Source organism: Ornithinimicrobium panacihumi, assembly GCF_052073805.1.
In the GTDB taxonomy this organism is placed as follows: domain Bacteria; phylum Actinomycetota; class Actinomycetes; order Actinomycetales; family Dermatophilaceae; genus Ornithinicoccus; species Ornithinicoccus panacihumi.
Genome location: NZ_JBQGWG010000009.1, coordinates 100,174 through 115,390 on the forward strand (window position 1 = coordinate 100,174; position 15,217 = coordinate 115,390).

The window sequence follows — 15,217 nt, forward strand, 5'->3', positions numbered from 1 at the left end:
ATCAGAGGTCCTTTCCGAGGATCTGGTCCACCGAGTTCTTGAAGTCGGTCCAGGAGCGGGTGAAGTCGGCCAGGGCGCGTCTGCCCTGGTCGGTCAGGGAGTAGTAGCGACGGGGCGGACCCGTCGGCGACTCGCGCCACGAGGTCTGGACGGTCCCGTCCTTGCGCAGCCGGCTCAGCAGGGGGTAGATCGTCCCCTCGCTGGCGAGCAGGCCGGCCTCCGAGAGCTCGGTGACGAGGTCGTAGCCGTAGCGCTCCTCGTGCTCGAGCAGGGCGAGGACGCAGTGCTCGATCACTCCCCTGCGCAGCTGCGTCATCGCGGGTGCCTCTCTCATGTCTCACAAGGTACTGGATGCCTACCTTGCACCGCAAGCATCTGGGGATGTCTCGTGCGTCACCCCGCCACGCGCTCCCCAGCCTCCCCGGGACCGGCGCGGGCACCGCATACCCTGAATCGGTGCGGGCGCAGCCCGCAGGCACGACAGCGCAGCTTCGACACCGAAAGGCACGCCCGCCCCACCATGGCCCGCCGCAAGCCCCCGCAGGAGCAGGACCTCTTCGACGTCGAGGAGAAGATCGTCGAGATCGACGTCCAGGACGAGATGGAGGGCGCGTTTCTGGAGTACGCCTACTCGGTCATCTACTCCCGCGCGCTGCCGGACGCCCGGGACGGGCTCAAGCCGGTGCAGCGGCGGATCCTCTTCTCGATGAACGAGATGGGGCTGCGGCCCGACCGCGGCCACGTGAAGTGCTCGCGGGTGGTCGGTGACGTGATGGGTAAGTACCACCCGCACGGCGACACCGCGATCTACGACGCGATGGTCCGGATGGCGCAGGACTTCACCATGCGCCTGCCCCTGGTGGACGGGCACGGCAACTTCGGCTCGCTGGACGACGGGCCGGCGGCCAGCCGCTACACCGAGGCCCGGATGGCCCCGGCCGCGCTGCTGATGACGACCAGCCTGGACGAGAGCACGGTCGACTTCGTCCCCAACTACGACGAGCAGCTGATGCAGCCCGAGGTGCTGCCTGCCGCATACCCGAACCTGCTGGTCAACGGCGCCTCCGGGATCGCGGTCGGGATGGCGACCAACATGGCGCCGCACAACCTGGTCGAGGTCATCGGCGCGGCGCGCCACCTCATCGCCAATCCTGAGGCCGATCTGGAGGCGCTGATGCGCTTCGTGCCCGGCCCGGACCTGCCGCTGGGCGGGCGGATCGTGGGGCTGGAGGGCATCCGCGAGGCCTACGAGACGGGGCGCGGGTCGTTCCGGACGCGGGCGACGGCGCGGATCGAGAACATCACCGCCCGCAAGAAGGGCATCGTGGTGACCGACCTGCCCTACCTGGTGGGGCCGGAGAAGGTCCGCGAGCGGGTCAAGACGCTGGTGCAGTCCAAGAAGCTGCAGGGCATCTCGGACATCATCGACCTGACCGACCGCAAGAAGGGCCTGCAGCTGGTCATCGAGATCAAGACCGGCTTCAACCCAGAGGCGGTGCTGGAGCAGCTCTACAAGCTGACCCCGCTGGAGGAGTCCTTCTCGATCAACAACGTCGCGCTCGTCGACGGGCAGCCGCGCACGCTGGGTCTGAAGGAGCTGCTGCAGGTCTACGTCGACTTCCGCACCGACGTGGTGCGGCGGCGCACCCAGCACCGGCTGGGCAAGAAGCAGGAGCGCCTGCACATCGTCGAGGGTCGCCTCATCGCGATCCTGGACATCGACGAGGTCATCCAGCTCATCCGCTCCAGCGACGACACGGCGATGGCGCGGACCCGGTTGATGCAGGTCTTCGACCTCTCCGAGGTGCAGGCCAACGACATCCTGGCGATCCCGCTGCGCAGCCTGACCAAGTTCAGCCGGATCGAGCTGGAGACCGAGCGCGACGATCTGGCCCGTGAGATCGAGGCCCTGGAGGCGATCCTGGGCGATGAGCAGCTGCTGCTGCGGGTGGTCTCCGACGAGCTGGCCGAGGTCGCCAAGGAGCACGGCACCCCCCGGCGCACGGTGCTCCTGGAGAGCGACGGGGCGGCGGGTATGCAGTCCGCCGCGGGCGCCGCTTCCGTCAAGGGCGGCGGCGCCTCCCTCGAGGTCCCGGACGACCCGTGCTGGGTGCTGCTGTCCTCCACCGGGCTGCTCGCGCGGACCACCACCGACGACGAGCTCGGCAGCGGCGGTCGGCGCAAGAAGCATGACGTCGTGCTCTCCACCGTGCGTGCGACGGCCCGTGGCGAGGTCGGCGTGGTCACCACGGCCGGGCGGGTGCTGAAGCTGTCGGTCATCGAGCTGCCGACGCTGCCGCCGACCAACGACTCCCCCTCGCTGTCCGGCGGGGCGCCGCTGTCGGCCTATCTCGACCTGCCGCCCGGGGAGAAGGCACTGGCGCTGTGCACCCTGACCGGCGAGGGCCCGGGGCTGGCGCTGGGCACGCGGGCGGGCGTGGTGAAGCGGGTCCACCCGGACTACCCGGGCAACAAGGACTCCTTCGAGGTCATCGGGCTCAAGGACGGCGACACGGTCGTCGGCGCTGTCGAGCTGACCACCGGCGAGGAGGAGCTGGTCTTCGTCACCGACAACGCCCACCTGCTGCGCTTCTCCGCCTCGCTGGTTCGGCCGCAGGGCCGGGCCGGCGGTGGGATGGCCGGCATCAAGCTGGCCGCCGGGGCGAAGGTCGTCGGCTTCCACGCCGTCGACACCGGCGTGGAGAACGTCGTGGTCACCGTGGCCGGCTCCGAGGGCGCCCTGCCCGGGACCGAGGCCGGCACCGTCAAGGTGACCGACCTGTGGGCCTATCCCGCCAAGGGCCGGGCGACCGGCGGCGTGCGCTGCCACCGCCTGCTCAAGGGCGAGGCCGCCCTGATCCTGGGGTGGACCGGTGCGGCCCCGCCGATGGCGGCGACCAGCTCGGGCACCGCGGTCGACCTGCCGGAGACCAACGACAAGCGGGACGGCTCAGGAGTCCCGGCGCAGGCACCGATCGCCGCGGTCGGCTGAGGTCGCCCGTCACCCAGGTGCCGCGGCTCAGCGCCGGGTGAGCCGGAGCAGAACTCCGCCCAGTGACGCCCCTGTGCTGCCGATTCTGAAAAATTGGCGGCACGGGGGCGTCACTGGGCGACGTTGGTCCGTTCAGCCGGCGGAGGCGGCGCCCTGGTCGCCGGAGCGGCGAGCCTTCCGCATCAGCCGGAAGGGGTCGATGACGTCCCAGAGCAGCACCAGTGCGAAGATCACCCCGAAGATCCACCCGTTGAAGGTGAGCCAGTCGCGCGCCTGCTCGGGGCGGACGAGCTCGAAGGCCTCCGGCGTGAAGAGCGTGCCCGTGGCCAGGAGGACCAGGATCGGCAGCCCGACGAGGATGTTGGACGCCATGTTCATGAGCGCCGTAGTCATGCTCCATCGCCCCCGGACCATGACGACCGCGAGGGCCACGACTCCGAGAACCAGCCCGGCCACGGCCACCCACCGCCACTGCAGCGCAGTGTCGGTGAGCAGTGGGTAGGTCCGTCCCTCGAAGCGGAGCGGGCGGTCGGCGGCCGACAGCAAGGCGATGCCGACGACCGTGAAGACCATCATCCAGGCCGCATCGCCCCAGCCCACCTGCCGCGCCTGGGGACCGTCCGGCAGCTGCTCGGGCGTCCAGTCCCGGGTGGGCACGAGGTGGGAGACCTGGTCGGGGTCGGCGCCGGTGCGCTCGGCGATGACGAAGCCGAGGGTGACCCAGCCGGCCACCTGCAGGGCCGCCCCCACTGCGCCCCAGAGCGCGTCGCTGACCATTCCGGCGGCGTTCCGGCCCTCGACCACCCCCAGGACCAGGATCACCAGGGCGACCGTGACGGGAAGGATCGCCAGGAGGATCTTGAGGACCGCCAGCCACGCGTCGTAGAACGCCGGCCCGATCAGGTAGCGCTGGGTGCCTCGATAACCGGCCGCGAGCGTGGCGGGATGCCCCAGCCCCATGATCGCCTCCCGCTCAGCGGCCTCCGGATCCACCCCCGGAGCCCGGCCCTCGACGGCCTCCAGGATCTGGGAGCGCAGCTCCCGGGCGATGTCGGCCCGCTGCCCCTCGGGCAGGTGAGCGGCGACAGCGTCGATATAGCGGTCGGTCAGCGTGCTCATGACGATGCCTTTCTGATCACACGGTCCAGCGAGGTCCTCAGGGCGCGCCACTCCCCCGTCAGCACGGTGAGCGCCGCCAGCCCTGCGGCGGTGAGGGAGTAGAACTTGCGGGGCCGGGACTCGTCGGTGTTCCACTCGCTGGAGAGCAGCCCCTGGCCCTCCAGCCGGCGCAGCAGCGGGTAGAGCGTGTTGCCGTCCACGTGGATCCCGGCGGCCTCGAGCTCCTGGAGCAGGGAGTAGCCATACTTCGGCTCCCCCAGCAGCGCCAGGACGGCCACGACGACAGATCCGCGCCGCAGCTCCTGCGCGTGGATCGCCAGCGTGTCCTCGGTGCCCATGCTCACACTATACAGTGTGACACACACTATTGGGCGAGGTGGGGATCACCATCGCCGTGATCGGTCCGGGGTCAGACCCAGATGGCTGCGTCGAGCCCGTCGCCGAAACGCTCCGGGGGATCCGGTATGCGGTCCGCCTCACCTCGCGCGACCCTCGCCGCGCTCCAGGCCACGGCGGCCGCGTCGAGCAGGTCGTGGACGTCCCTGCCCTCCAGGTCGACCGAGGAGGGGACGGTGATGCCGCTGGCACGCAGCACGCCGAGCCGCTCGACGGCCCCCTCGACCTGGCGCTTCTTGGTCGGCAGAGGCTCACCGGCCATCCGGGCGAAGGAGAGTTCGGGGTGCACCTCGACCACCCGCAGCCGGGTGCCGCTGCGGACGAACCCGTCCACGTCGAGGATGGCCCGGCGCAGGCCGTAGCTCTGGGCGCTGAGGCTCGTGCCACCGGTGCGCTCGACGCTGATGGCGCGGGCCTCGGCGTAGGTCTCGGCGCTGAGGGCGTCCCGGACCGGGGTGTTGAAGACCGAGCTGGCCTTGTGCCCGAGCCGCTGGCGGGCGAGCTGGTCGGCCCGGCGCGGGCCTGTCTCGGGCAGCCCGATCGGGGTGTCGATGCCGACCGCGGCCAGCGTCGCCTGCTGGGTGGCCCGGTCGACGAGCGTGCGGATGTCCGGCGCCGAAACCAGCCGCACCTCCCCCGTGCCGGAGATCGGCAGCAGCGCCCCGACCCAGCCACCTCGCGAGCCGTCGGCACCCAGGACCCAGGGGTCGACCATCCGCCCGCGAGAGCCGCTCGGATCTGCTGCCGGGGCAGATGACCTCTCCGGCCGCAGCAGGGCGCACACCTGCTCCACAGCCTGCTCCGGCCCATCCGCCAGGACCAGGCTCGGCGCGCCGTCCGTCTCGTCCTCGAGGGTGAGCAGGTGGTCGGCCTCGACGAGCACCACGGGGACCCCGGTGCGCCGGGCGAGAGCGATTTCGCTGAGGGTCCCCCAGCTGGAGCCGACGGCGATGATGGCGTCGCTGGAGCGGACCAGTAGCGCGTTGCGCATCTCGCCCATCCCGGTCGGGATCGTGAGGGTCAGGTGCGGGTTGGCCGTGGCCCGGTCGTCACCGGGCAGCAGGCCGATGCTGGTCCCGCCCGTCTCGGAGCACCCGCGGGCCGCGCCGGCCATGACGCCGCCCAGGCCACCGGTGACCACGACGAAGCCCTGGCGCGCCAGCAGCCGGCCCACCTCGACCGCCAGCTGCACCAGCTCGGCCGTCGCGCCCTGGCCCGGTCCCACCACGCCGACGTAGCTCACCTGTCGCCGTCCTGACCGTCGACCTCGTCACCGGCGTCGCCGTCGATCCTGCGGGGACCGTCTCCCGGACCGCCCCCGCCCTCGTCATGTGTCGGCAGCTCGGGTGGCCCGGGCAGGTCCAGCCGCCTCGGGGGTGCCCCCTCCAGGTCTTCCAGGGTGAGGCGGGCGGCGTCCACGGCGGTCGTGTCGGCCCTGACCCGCTCCAGCTCCGCCCTGGCCAGCGCGACCCGCTCGTCCCTGGTCGCCCGCGCGGAGTCGAGATTGCGGACGGCGGCCTCACCGGCCACGACCAGCCGGCGCGCACCCTCGAGCTGGGCGGGCTTCAGCTTGACCACGTCGCCCCAGGCCGGGTCCGTGACGGTGAGGTAGACCTCCCGGTGGTCCTCGCTGACGACGTTGCCGTTCTTGACCAGGCTCTGCACCGTGCCGGTGACCTCGACCTCGAAACGGGTCCGAGCGCTGAGCTGGTGCTCGACACCGCGCAGGACGATGGCGAGGGGGTGCAGGGCGACCGGCCCCACGGACACCAGGGCAGGGTCCTGCCCGGCCTTCGCCAAGGCCTTCTCAGCCCTGCGGATGCCCCGGCGGTGCGTGCGCTCGGCGCGCTTGAGCTGCTTGCGGGCGCTCGTCACGGCCTCGGAGTGACGGGCTCCGATCTCATCCTCGGTGCTCGAGCCCGCAGCCAGGCGGCGCTGCGCCGCCTGCACGCCCAGCACGATGAGGGCGACCACCAGCATCAGCCCCACGAACATCAGGTAGCGCACCCACACCGGACATCACCTCCGACCCAACGGTACCGACCCATCTGTCGGGAGCCACGGACCGCGTCGCGGGCAAGGTGCACATGCCCCACGTCCACCCCCGCGTCCGCCCCGCCGCCCACCCGTGCGCATCCCACCACGGACTCCCGGCAGGGAGCACACTGGCCTCATGAGCACCAGACCAGGACGGATCCTGGCGATCACCGTTGCGGCGCTGCTGCTGCTCGCCGTCGTGGGCGCGGTCCTGTCGACGACGCGCGGCAACGACCTTCTCCCCGACGGCTCGCCGGAGGCGACCGTCCAGGCCTACCTGGAGGCGGTCTACGCCGAGGACTACGGGAGGGCTGCCACATACCTGGACCCGGAGGGTGGCCGCAGCTCGCGTCAGTTCGCGGACGTCTGGGTCGACCCTGCCTCCCGCGTGGTGCTGCGCGGGACCCGGCACCCGGGAGGCGCGGACCGGGCCCTCGTCGACGTGGAGGTGGTCCACGGCGACGGCGGCCCGTTCGGGCAGGACGGCTGGACCGAGGAGCAGACCTTCGTCCTCGTGCACGGACCAGACGGCTGGCGGCTCACCGAGGTCCCGTGGCCGCTCCAGATCTGCGAGGAGGGCGGACGATGATCGGCATCACCCTTTCCGCCGCCGTCGTGATCATCATCGCCGCGCTCGTCGGCGGCGTCCTCTCCGCGCGTCGCGGCCACGACGGGTACGACTCGCCCGGCATCACGGGGCACTCGATCCGGCGGTTCTTCCAGTACGCCCTCCTCTCCGGGCTCCTCTTCGCCTCCGCATCCGGCGTCAGCGGCCTCGTCGGCCGCCTCCTGGAGTCCGACCAGGGTCCTCTGCGCGACGACACGGCGCTCGCGCTCCAGCTCACCTTCACCTTCATCGCCCTGCCGCTCTGGGCCGCGCTGGCGTGGTGGACCCACCGACGGCTGCGCACCGATCCCGCCGAGCCGCGGGCGGTTGGGTGGGTCGTCTACCTGACCCTGGTCAGCCTCGTCTCGCTCGTCGTCGCCCTCGTCGGGTGGCACCGCTCGGTCGGGGGCCTGGCCGGGCTCCACCCGCTGCACGGCGACCCCCCGGGGCAGACCCTGGTGTGGACCGTCGTCTGGCTGGGCCACCACTGGTGGAGCCACCGGGTGACGCCCACCAGCCACCTGCGTCCGCTGCACCTCCTGGGCTCCCTCGTCTCGCTCGTGGGGGCAGGGATCGGGCTCGGTATGGTGCTCACGCCCGCCTTCGGCGAGCTCCTGGGCCTCAACGCCTCGGTCGTCGTCGGCCGGCCGGTCTGGCCCTCGATCGCGGCCGGTGCCGCCGTGCTCCTCGTCGCGGGTCTGGCCTGGTCCACCTACTGGCTCCGCCACATGCTGCACAGCCGTCGCGACACGGGGTGGCTGGCGATCGTGCTGCTCGCCGGGGTCGCCGGCGGGCTGCTGCTGGCCGTGCTCACCGCGAGCATCCTGGGCTGGGACGTGCTGGTCTGGCTCGTCGGCGATCCCCGCCACGCGACCGCCGCGCGGCACTTCCACGCCGCCCCGGCCCAGCTGGCCGCCGTCGTCGTGGGGCTGCTGGTCTGGTGGTACCACCGCGAGGTCCTCGACGCGCGTCCGCGGCACGCCCGCACCGAGGTCCGCCGGGTCTACGAGTACCTCCTCTCGGCGGTCGGCCTCCTCGCGGCTTCCGCAGGGCTGGTCATGGTGCTGGTCACCATCGTCGAGGCGGTGGCCTCGGGGGCGGACCTGGTCGTCGGCGGCACGGCGCTCAACGCCCTGCTCGGCGCGCTCGTCCTGCTCGCGGTCGGGCTGCCGGTGTGGTGGTGGCACTGGCGTCAGGCCCAGCGGGCCAGGAAGGCCGACCCCGGCGGCGAGGTCGGCTCGCCCACCCGTCGCGCCTATCTGCTCGTGCTCTTCGGGGTGATGGGCGTGGCTGCGGTGATCGCCCTCCTGATGCTGGTCTACCTGGTCCTCGAGGACGTGCTCGAGGGCGGAGTGGACGCCGAGACCCTGCGGCGGATCCGGTTCGTGGTCGGGATCCTGGTCACGACCGGGCTGCTCTCGGCCTACCACTGGACCGTCTTCCGGGCGGACCGTGCGGAGGCCGAGCGGATCGGGCCGCGGACTCCCGTGGATGCTGACCCACGCACGGTCCGGATGACGGTGCCGGGCATCGACATCGAGGTGCGCGACGGGCTCGTGGCCCGTGCCGCCGAGGCCGGGGTGCCGGTCGAGGAGTATGTGCGAAGGGTGCTGGCCGAGGCTGCGCGGAAGGGCTGAGCGCGCGGGCGTCGGTCAGCCGCCGGCGTTCCAGGCCTCGGCCAGCCGCTGCCGGGCCGAGACGTCGAGGCGCGAGCGGGTGATGTCCTCGGCGGTGAGCCGGTCGCGGGCGGTCAGTGTGATCGAGCTGTCGGGGCCGGCCCCGAAGAGGTTCACGGCCCGACCCTCCGGGATCACGCCGCGCAGCGTGGGCAGGGTCTGCTCCAGGGAGGTGGCCACCTGCAGCTGCAACCACCACTGCTGCACGTCGGAGTCCTCGGTGAGACGGACCCTCGCGATCTCCCGGTTGGGCACCAGCTCGGTGAACAGCTCCACGTTCTCGCCCCTGGCCGAGGCGTGCCGCGTGTAGATCGACTCGCTCCCCGACCTCCCGTCGGCGCCGGGGACGATGATGACCAGGCTCGAGCCGTCCGGACGGTCCACGACGCCCTCGGTCACGGCGCGGTAGACCTCCACCACGTCGGCCACGGCGGGCACGGTGAGCTCCAGGTGGACGGAGCGCACCGCAGCCCGTTCGACGCCGGGCTGCGCCCGGGCGAGGTCCGCGATCGGCCCGAATGCCGCATACCGCTGCGCAGCGTCTGGCGAGAGGGCGCCCTGGGCGAGCTCGACCCGCAGCCCCTCCCCCGCGACCGTGGCCACGGCGGCCTCCGTCCCGGACAGGTCGGTGGTGGGATCGACGGCGATCCGCAGGCTCGGCCCGTCGATCGCGAGTGCGACCAGGTCGTGGCGGCTGCGCACGGTCTCCACCACCGGGCCCACCGTCGTCGGGACCTCGACCCACCGGCCGGAGAGGTGGCCCTCGGGGCGGGTCAGCCCGCCCACCAGCTCCAGGTCGCTGCCGATGCTCCTGACCAGCTCGGTGTCGGCGACGAACGCGCCGAAAGTGCCCCGATAGCCCGCGGCGGAGGGTGCGTTGCGCGGGCCGCACACCCACCCGCCCTGCAGCGAGGCCGACCTGGCCAGGAGCCCGTCGCGTAGGGCCTGGGCCCGCGCCCGTTGCGGATCGTCCACGCAGACGCTGACGCCGTTGGCGCGCACGCCGACGGGGTGGTAGCTCACGCGGGCCGTGGGCTCGAAGGTCTCCACCGCGTCCAGCACCTCGGCAAAGACGTCGGCAGGGGTGTCGGGCCGCAGGACCACCTCGCCCCACAGCGACCCCGCGCCCGGCATGTCGTTGGAGCTCCGGACGGGGATCTCGGAGACGTGGGCACCGAAGGCTGCGCGGATGTGCTCGGTGAACTCTTCCTCGCCCTTGGTGCCGGCGTTGAGCTGGCAGGCCACCAGCGCCAACGCCCCGGCTCCGGCCACGATCCCCCGCAGCCACCGGCCAGCGCGACCACCCCGCATCGGTGATCCCCTCTCGTCGGCAGCCCTGGGCCACCACCCTAGCCAGCGGGGCGGGGCACGACCTGCCGGAGCGGCGTCCGAGGCCAAGGATGGAGGCGGAACGACCGGTCGCCAGCGGCTGGTCGCACGGGCCACCGCGCCGGCGTTCCGGGAGACCCGGGAGTGAGCGATGCGCGCTGTCGTGTTCGAGGCCTACAAGCAGTTCCCCGTCCTCAAGGACGTCGAGCGGCCCACCCCTGGACCGGGTGAGGTGCTGCTCAAGGTCGCCGGCTCCGGCGCCTGCCACTCCGACGTCGGTCTCTTCCACGACTTCGAGTCCGACCCCAACGGCCTGCTGGCCCCGCCCCTCATCCTCGGCCACGAGGCCTCCGGCTGGGTCGGAGAGGGCGTCAAGGGCTTCGAGAAGGGCGAGGCCTACCTGGTCTACGGGCCGATCGGCTGCGGCCGGTGCAAGGCGTGCTCGCGCGGCCAGGACACCTACTGCGAGCGTCCCCACGAGGTCGGCTATGCGGCCACCGGCCTGGGTCGTGACGGCGGCATGGCGGAATACATGACCGCGCCGGCGCTGATCGCCTGACGGATCGCAGGGTGCCGCTCAGAAGATCGTGAGCTGACCCTCGGCGACGGTGCGCGGCCGCCCCTGCAGGCCGATCCCCAGGAAGGTGACGCCGCGCCCGTCGTCGATCCACCCGGTGCTCGCGAGCTGCTCGCGGAGGAGGCCGCCGACCAGGTCCGTGTCCCGCACCGCGGACCGGAGCTGGTGGGTGCGCTCGACGACCACGCCGTCGTCGAAGCGGAGCGCCAGGTCGATCCTGGCCACCTCCAGCGCGGCGGGGAGGCGGCCGTCGGCGGCGGCCAGCAGCTCCTGCACCGTGCCCTCCACCACGCTGCGGCTGCGGGTCGGGGCGATTGTGCGGGACGCCCCGGCCGAGCGCCGCTCCCCCGGCACCTTCACCCTGGCGTCGTCGAGCCCCGCCGCGACGGCGGCCAGCCGTCGGGCTGCCGTCGTGCCCACGATGGGGCTCAGCTCCCTGACCTCCAGCGCGGCGAGGTCGCCGACGGTGCGCCAACCCTGCTGCCTCAGCGCCTCCACCGTGGCCGGACCGACACCCCATACCTCCTCGAGCCTCAGGGCGTGGCGCACCGTCCGGTCCTCGCGGCGACCGATGACCACCATCCCGTCGGGCTTGGCGCGGCGGGAAGCCACCTTGGCCATCAGCTTGGTCGTGCCCACGCCCATGCTCACCGGCAGCCCGAGCTCGGCGCGGGCCCGCTCGCGCAGGGTGCGGGCGGTGTCCACCGGGTCCAGGCCCACGGCCTCCACGTCGAGGAAGGCCTCCTCCATCGACCCCGGCTCGACGAAGGCGGTGACCGAGGCGAAGAGGGCGAAGAGGTCACGGCTGGCCGTCTCGTAGGCCTCGTGGCGCGGCTCCACCAGTCGCAGGTCGCGCAGGATCCGGCGGGCGTGCCCGACGGGCACGCCACCACGGACGCCCAGGGCCCGGGCCGGATAGCTGGGGCAGGCCACGACCTGGTGCGCGACGACGAAGGGCACGCCGCGCAGGCTCGGGTCGTCCCGCTCCTCGACCGAGGCGAAGAAGGCGTCCGCGTCCGCGTGGATGAGCACGGCCACACCCTCCCAGCGGCCACCGACAGACCCGGCCCGGGTGGCACTGTCGGTCTGCCAGGGTCCTACGGGCGGTCCACCCCGGCGTTCTACATTTGCCCCATGCAGCCTGACGCGGCTCCCGTCGAGCCAAGCCCCTCCCCGGTCACGATCGCCGACAGCCCGCTGGGCATGGTCGTGGTCATCGACCGTCCCGAGCGGCGCAACGCCCTCACCCTCCAGATGTGGCGGGACCTGGGCGCCCGGGTCGCCGAGGCGGCCGAGCGCACCGAGGGGCCGATCTACCTGATGGGCGCCGGTGGCTACTTCTGCTCCGGCGCGGACCTGGGGGCGCTGACCTTCGCGCGCACCGACGAGGCGCACTCGAAGGTGTTCGTCGAGGCCGTGGTCACCTGCCTGCTATCGCTGCACCTGCTCGACCGCGAGGTCGTCGCCGTCGTCGAGGGCGGCGCGGCCGGGGGCGGGATCGAGATCATGGCGGCCTGCGACCGGCGGGTGGCCGTCGGCGCGCCGCGCCTGGTCTTCCCCTTCGGCCACCACGGCATGCAGCTGGACGGCTACACCCGCTGGAGCCTGGCCGAGCTGCTCGGGCCGGAGGAGGCCGAGCGCCTCACCGACGGTCGGCACGTCGTCGAGATCGAGGAGTCGCAGCGTCTCGGGCTCTTCGACGAGGTGCACGGCAGCCCCGAGGACATGGCGAGGTATGAGGCTTCCCGCACCTCCGGTCGGCTCCACGCCGACTCCCGCTTCGTGCGGCCGGGAGAGAGCGTGAGCGAGGCGGTGGCCCGGGCCGCCGAGCCGATGCTGCTGGCCTTCCCGCCGCACTGGAAGGGCTGAGCGCCTACCTCCTACGGCCCTGAGGTGTCGACTTGGTGGTGTCGACCTTGCTGGTGTCACCCTTGCTGGGCATGAGGGATTGCTGCGGCAGGAGCTCGTGCTTGCGGCGGCGCACCTCACGACGGATCGCGTCGAGCACGTAGAGGGTCGGTGACCTGCGGATGTGCGCGGGCGCCAGTGCGGCGACGAAGGTGGCCTGGGGCCTGGCCGCGTTCGTCTGGTCCAAGGACCTGGACGAGGCCATCGGCACCGCCCACCGGATCGAGTCCGGGTGGGTCCAGGTGAACCAGGGAGGTGGCCAGGTCGTGGGCCAGTCCTACGGCGGCTACAAGCAGTCCGGCATCGGCCGTGTTCTCCATCGAGGGCGCGCTGGACGCCTTCACGCAGGTCAAGCAGGTTAACGTCAAGCTCTCAACCCTAGGAGGTGCCAAGTGAGCCTCGGTCTCGTCGGGATCTTCGTCTCCCTCGCGCTGCTCATCTTCCTGGCCTACCGTGGCCACTCCGTCATCGCGATCGCCCCCATCGCGGCGATGGTGGCGCTGCTCTTCTCCGGCGCGCCGCTGCTGGCCAGCTACACGCAGATCTTCATGCCTGCGCTGGCCAACTTCATCGGCTCCTACTTCCCGCTGTTCCTCACCGGCGCCATCTTCGGGCGACTGATGTCGGTCAGCGGGTATGCCGAGGGCTTCGCCAAGTGGATCTCTCGCCTCCTCGGTCCCAAGCAGGCCATCCTGGTCACCGTCCTGGCCAGCGCCCTGCTCACCTACGGCGGCGTCAGTGCCTGGGTCGTGGTCTTCACCGTCTTCCCCATCGCGACCTCGCTCTTCCGGGAGGCGGACATCCCCCGCCGCCTCATGCCGGCCGCGATCGCTGCGGGCTTCCTGACCTTCGCGCTGGGTGCCCTGCCCGGCTCCCCGCAGGTGCACAACACGATCCCCACCCGCTTCTTCGGCACCACCACCTTCGCGGCCCCGATCATCGGTCTGATCGCGGCGGTCGTCGTCTTCGGGCTGAGCATGCTCTACCTGACCTGGCGCGAGCGCAAGCTCAAGGCCGCCGGTGAGTCCTTCTCCGACCCGACCGAAATGGAGCGCCGGGGCGAGACCCCGCTGGCTCCCGTCGACGTCGAGGACGAGCTGCGCGAGGACGAGGGCGTCCACCACGGTGACGTGCCCCACTACACGGTCCCCGAGACCACCCTCGGTGGCCTGCTGAGCATCCTGCCCGTGGCGATCGTCGTGGCGGGCAACGCCCTGATGACCTACGCGATCATCCCGGCGATGAACACCAGCTACCTCGCCGAAGCCAAGTACGGCAACATCGAGGTGGCCAAGGTCGCCGGTATCTGGGCCGTGACCGTGGCGATGCTCGTGGCCATCCTGTTCATCATCGCGATGCGCCCCAGGGCCTTCACGACCTACGTCAAGCAGCTGTCCGAGGGAGCCAAGAACGCGGTGCTCCCGATCTTCACCACGGCCAGCGAGGTCGGCTACGGAGCGATCATCGCCTCCCTGGCGGCGTTCGCAGTCATCCGGGACAACCTGTTCGGGATCGCCGACAGCGCCCTGGTGACCTCGGCCATGTCGACCGCCGTGATCTCCGGTGTGACCGGTTCCGCCTCCGGCGGTATGACGATCGCCCTGAACGCCTTCGGCGAGGACCTCGCGGCGCTCGCCCAGTCCCAGGGGATCGACATGGAGGTGATGCACCGCATCACCTCCATGGCCTCGACCAGCTTCGACAGCCTCCCGCACAACGGAGCCGTCATCACCCTGCTGCTGGTCACGGGCCTGACCCACCGCGAGTCCTACAAGGACGTCGGTGTCATCACCGTGATCATCCCGCTGGCCGGTGTGATCACCATCGGCGTGCTCGGCACGCTCTTCGGGGCCTTCTGACCCGAGCTTCCTCGAGCCCGTCCCGCACCAGGACCCCCGCCGCCCTCGTGGCAGCGGGGGTCCTGGGCTCTTCCTGGGTCCCTACGGTTCTGCTCGCCGTGGACGAGCAGACCCGTAGCCGTCAGGCGAGGTCGGCCAGTGCCGTGCGGTGCAGGACGGCGAGGTCGGGGTAGTGCGCGATCCCCTTGCGCAGGCTGTCGCGCTCCTCGTCGGTCAGCTCACGGCGGACCTTGGCGGGGACACCCGCGACGAGCGAGCCGTCGGGGATCTGCGTGCCCTCCAGGACCACGGCACCACCGGCGACCAGGCAGGACGCGCCGACCGAGGCGCCGTTCATCACCACCGCGCCCATCCCCACGATCGTGCCGCTGCCCACCGAGCAGCCGTGGACGACCGCGCCGTGACCGACGGAGACGTCGTCGGCGATCGTGGTCGGGAAGTCGGCATCCGCGTGGACCACGACGTTGTCCTGCAGGTTGACCCGCTCCCCCAGGGTGATCTGGGCGTTGTCGCCACGGACGGAGACGCCGTACCAGACGCTGCTGCCGGCACCGATCCGCACGCTGCCGTTCACCACGCTGGTCGGCGCCAGCCAGGCCTCGGGGTCGATCTCGGGGCGTCGGTCGCCCAGGGGCAGGACGAGGCCGGTGGTGGGTGCGGTCATGGAGATCTCCTCAGCTGGGTCAAGGTCGTGCAGGGCGAGCATGCGGATCGGTC

The 15,217-nt window shown here is 71.9% G+C and carries 15 protein-coding genes and 1 pseudogene; 7 read left to right on the plus strand and 9 right to left on the minus strand.

Annotation, left to right across the window (positions count from 1 at the left end; genetic code table 11):
* Position 1 precedes the first annotated feature (1 nt).
* Positions 2–334 carry a PadR family transcriptional regulator gene (locus ACTMMA_RS10320; protein ID WP_441190042.1) on the minus strand — a complete coding sequence of 111 codons (333 nt, stop codon included), beginning with the start codon at positions 332–334 and terminating at the stop codon, positions 2–4.
* A gap of 186 nt (positions 335–520) precedes the next feature.
* On the opposite strand from ACTMMA_RS10320, the gene ACTMMA_RS10325 reads away from it, so the two are divergent.
* Positions 521–2,992, plus strand: a complete 2,472-nt coding sequence (locus tag ACTMMA_RS10325) for a DNA gyrase/topoisomerase IV subunit A (protein WP_441190043.1) — start codon at positions 521–523, stop codon at positions 2,990–2,992.
* A gap of 132 nt (positions 2,993–3,124) precedes the next feature.
* Here ACTMMA_RS10325 and ACTMMA_RS10330 read toward each other — a convergent pair whose 3' ends face one another.
* The 4 genes from ACTMMA_RS10330 to ACTMMA_RS10345 all read right to left on the minus strand — a co-directional run bounded on the left by ACTMMA_RS10330 (position 3,125) and on the right by ACTMMA_RS10345 (position 6,520).
* The gene (locus ACTMMA_RS10330) at positions 3,125–4,111 is read right to left on the minus strand and encodes an HAAS signaling domain-containing protein (protein WP_441190044.1); all 987 of its coding nucleotides are present in this window, start codon (positions 4,109–4,111) and stop codon (positions 3,125–3,127) included.
* Positions 4,108–4,449, minus strand: a complete 342-nt coding sequence (locus ACTMMA_RS10335; protein WP_441190045.1) for a PadR family transcriptional regulator — start codon at positions 4,447–4,449, stop codon at positions 4,108–4,110. Before ACTMMA_RS10335 ends, ACTMMA_RS10330 begins: the two co-directional genes overlap by 4 nt.
* A gap of 71 nt (positions 4,450–4,520) precedes the next feature.
* The gene (locus ACTMMA_RS10340) at positions 4,521–5,750 is read right to left on the minus strand and encodes a TIGR00725 family protein (RefSeq protein WP_441190046.1); all 1,230 of its coding nucleotides are present in this window, start codon (positions 5,748–5,750) and stop codon (positions 4,521–4,523) included.
* Positions 5,747–6,520 carry a hypothetical protein gene (locus tag ACTMMA_RS10345; protein ID WP_441190047.1) on the minus strand — a complete coding sequence of 258 codons (774 nt, stop codon included), beginning with the start codon at positions 6,518–6,520 and terminating at the stop codon, positions 5,747–5,749. Before ACTMMA_RS10345 ends, ACTMMA_RS10340 begins: the two co-directional genes overlap by 4 nt.
* Positions 6,521–6,680: 160 nt before the next feature.
* Between ACTMMA_RS10345 and ACTMMA_RS10350 the strand changes: the two genes are divergently transcribed.
* A complete protein-coding gene (locus tag ACTMMA_RS10350) occupies positions 6,681–7,133 on the plus strand; it encodes an LpqB family beta-propeller domain-containing protein (protein ID WP_441190048.1) in 453 nt (150 codons plus the stop codon).
* A complete protein-coding gene (locus tag ACTMMA_RS10355) occupies positions 7,130–8,788 on the plus strand; it encodes a DUF5671 domain-containing protein (RefSeq protein WP_441190049.1) in 1,659 nt (552 codons plus the stop codon). The genes ACTMMA_RS10350 and ACTMMA_RS10355 overlap by 4 nt, the downstream gene beginning before the upstream one ends.
* Before the next feature lie 15 nt (positions 8,789–8,803).
* Here ACTMMA_RS10355 and ACTMMA_RS10360 read toward each other — a convergent pair whose 3' ends face one another.
* The gene (locus ACTMMA_RS10360; RefSeq protein WP_441190050.1) at positions 8,804–10,138 is read right to left on the minus strand and encodes a hypothetical protein; all 1,335 of its coding nucleotides are present in this window, start codon (positions 10,136–10,138) and stop codon (positions 8,804–8,806) included.
* Between the two features lie 169 nt (positions 10,139–10,307).
* Here ACTMMA_RS10360 and ACTMMA_RS10365 point away from each other — a divergent pair.
* A pseudogene (locus tag ACTMMA_RS10365) lies at positions 10,308–10,703 on the plus strand (alcohol dehydrogenase catalytic domain-containing protein); the annotation flags it as partial.
* Between the two features lie 30 nt (positions 10,704–10,733).
* On the opposite strand, the gene ACTMMA_RS10370 reads toward ACTMMA_RS10365, so the two are convergent.
* A complete protein-coding gene (locus tag ACTMMA_RS10370; RefSeq protein WP_441190051.1) occupies positions 10,734–11,765 on the minus strand; it encodes a Y-family DNA polymerase in 1,032 nt (343 codons plus the stop codon).
* Between the two features lie 102 nt (positions 11,766–11,867).
* Between ACTMMA_RS10370 and ACTMMA_RS10375 the strand changes: the two genes are divergently transcribed.
* Positions 11,868–12,602 carry an enoyl-CoA hydratase/isomerase family protein gene (locus ACTMMA_RS10375; RefSeq protein ID WP_441190052.1) on the plus strand — a complete coding sequence of 245 codons (735 nt, stop codon included), beginning with the start codon at positions 11,868–11,870 and terminating at the stop codon, positions 12,600–12,602.
* Positions 12,603–12,606: 4 nt separating this feature from the next.
* On the opposite strand, the gene ACTMMA_RS10380 is transcribed toward ACTMMA_RS10375, so the two are convergent.
* A complete protein-coding gene (locus ACTMMA_RS10380; RefSeq protein WP_441190092.1) occupies positions 12,607–12,846 on the minus strand; it encodes a hypothetical protein in 240 nt (79 codons plus the stop codon).
* Between ACTMMA_RS10380 and ACTMMA_RS10385 the strand changes: the two genes are divergently transcribed.
* Both ACTMMA_RS10385 and ACTMMA_RS10390 read left to right on the plus strand, forming a co-directional pair.
* The gene (locus ACTMMA_RS10385) at positions 12,764–13,003 is read left to right on the plus strand and encodes an aldehyde dehydrogenase family protein (protein ID WP_441190053.1); all 240 of its coding nucleotides are present in this window, start codon (positions 12,764–12,766) and stop codon (positions 13,001–13,003) included. The genes ACTMMA_RS10380 and ACTMMA_RS10385 overlap by 83 nt on opposite strands.
* 30 nt (positions 13,004–13,033) lie before the next feature.
* Positions 13,034–14,500: a GntP family permease gene (locus ACTMMA_RS10390; protein ID WP_441190054.1), complete on the plus strand. Its 1,467-nt coding sequence runs from the start codon at positions 13,034–13,036 to the stop codon at positions 14,498–14,500.
* Between the two features lie 121 nt (positions 14,501–14,621).
* Here ACTMMA_RS10390 and ACTMMA_RS10395 read toward each other — a convergent pair whose 3' ends face one another.
* On the minus strand, positions 14,622–15,164 hold the full coding sequence (locus tag ACTMMA_RS10395) for a gamma carbonic anhydrase family protein (RefSeq protein ID WP_441190055.1): 543 nt from the start codon (positions 15,162–15,164) through the stop codon (positions 14,622–14,624).
* Between the last annotated feature and the right edge of the window lie 53 nt (positions 15,165–15,217).

What these genes read in the sequence shown, in the direction of transcription:
- ACTMMA_RS10385 (WP_441190053.1), top strand. Translation starts at nt 12,764, where the DNA reads ATGTGCGCGGGCGCCAGTGCGGCGACGAAGGTGGCCTGGGGCCTGGCC.
- ACTMMA_RS10380 (WP_441190092.1), bottom strand. Translation starts at nt 12,846, where the DNA reads ATGGCCTCGTCCAGGTCCTTGGACCAGACGAACGCGGCCAGGCCCCAG.
- ACTMMA_RS10355 (WP_441190049.1), top strand. Translation starts at nt 7,130, where the DNA reads ATGATCGGCATCACCCTTTCCGCCGCCGTCGTGATCATCATCGCCGCG.
- ACTMMA_RS10360 (WP_441190050.1), bottom strand. Translation starts at nt 10,138, where the DNA reads ATGCGGGGTGGTCGCGCTGGCCGGTGGCTGCGGGGGATCGTGGCCGGA.
- ACTMMA_RS10350 (WP_441190048.1), top strand. Translation starts at nt 6,681, where the DNA reads ATGAGCACCAGACCAGGACGGATCCTGGCGATCACCGTTGCGGCGCTG.
- ACTMMA_RS10320 (WP_441190042.1), bottom strand. Translation starts at nt 334, where the DNA reads ATGAGAGAGGCACCCGCGATGACGCAGCTGCGCAGGGGAGTGATCGAG.
- ACTMMA_RS10325 (WP_441190043.1), top strand. Translation starts at nt 521, where the DNA reads ATGGCCCGCCGCAAGCCCCCGCAGGAGCAGGACCTCTTCGACGTCGAG.
- ACTMMA_RS10375 (WP_441190052.1), top strand. Translation starts at nt 11,868, where the DNA reads ATGCAGCCTGACGCGGCTCCCGTCGAGCCAAGCCCCTCCCCGGTCACG.
- ACTMMA_RS10335 (WP_441190045.1), bottom strand. Translation starts at nt 4,449, where the DNA reads ATGGGCACCGAGGACACGCTGGCGATCCACGCGCAGGAGCTGCGGCGC.
- ACTMMA_RS10395 (WP_441190055.1), bottom strand. Translation starts at nt 15,164, where the DNA reads ATGACCGCACCCACCACCGGCCTCGTCCTGCCCCTGGGCGACCGACGC.
- ACTMMA_RS10330 (WP_441190044.1), bottom strand. Translation starts at nt 4,111, where the DNA reads ATGAGCACGCTGACCGACCGCTATATCGACGCTGTCGCCGCTCACCTG.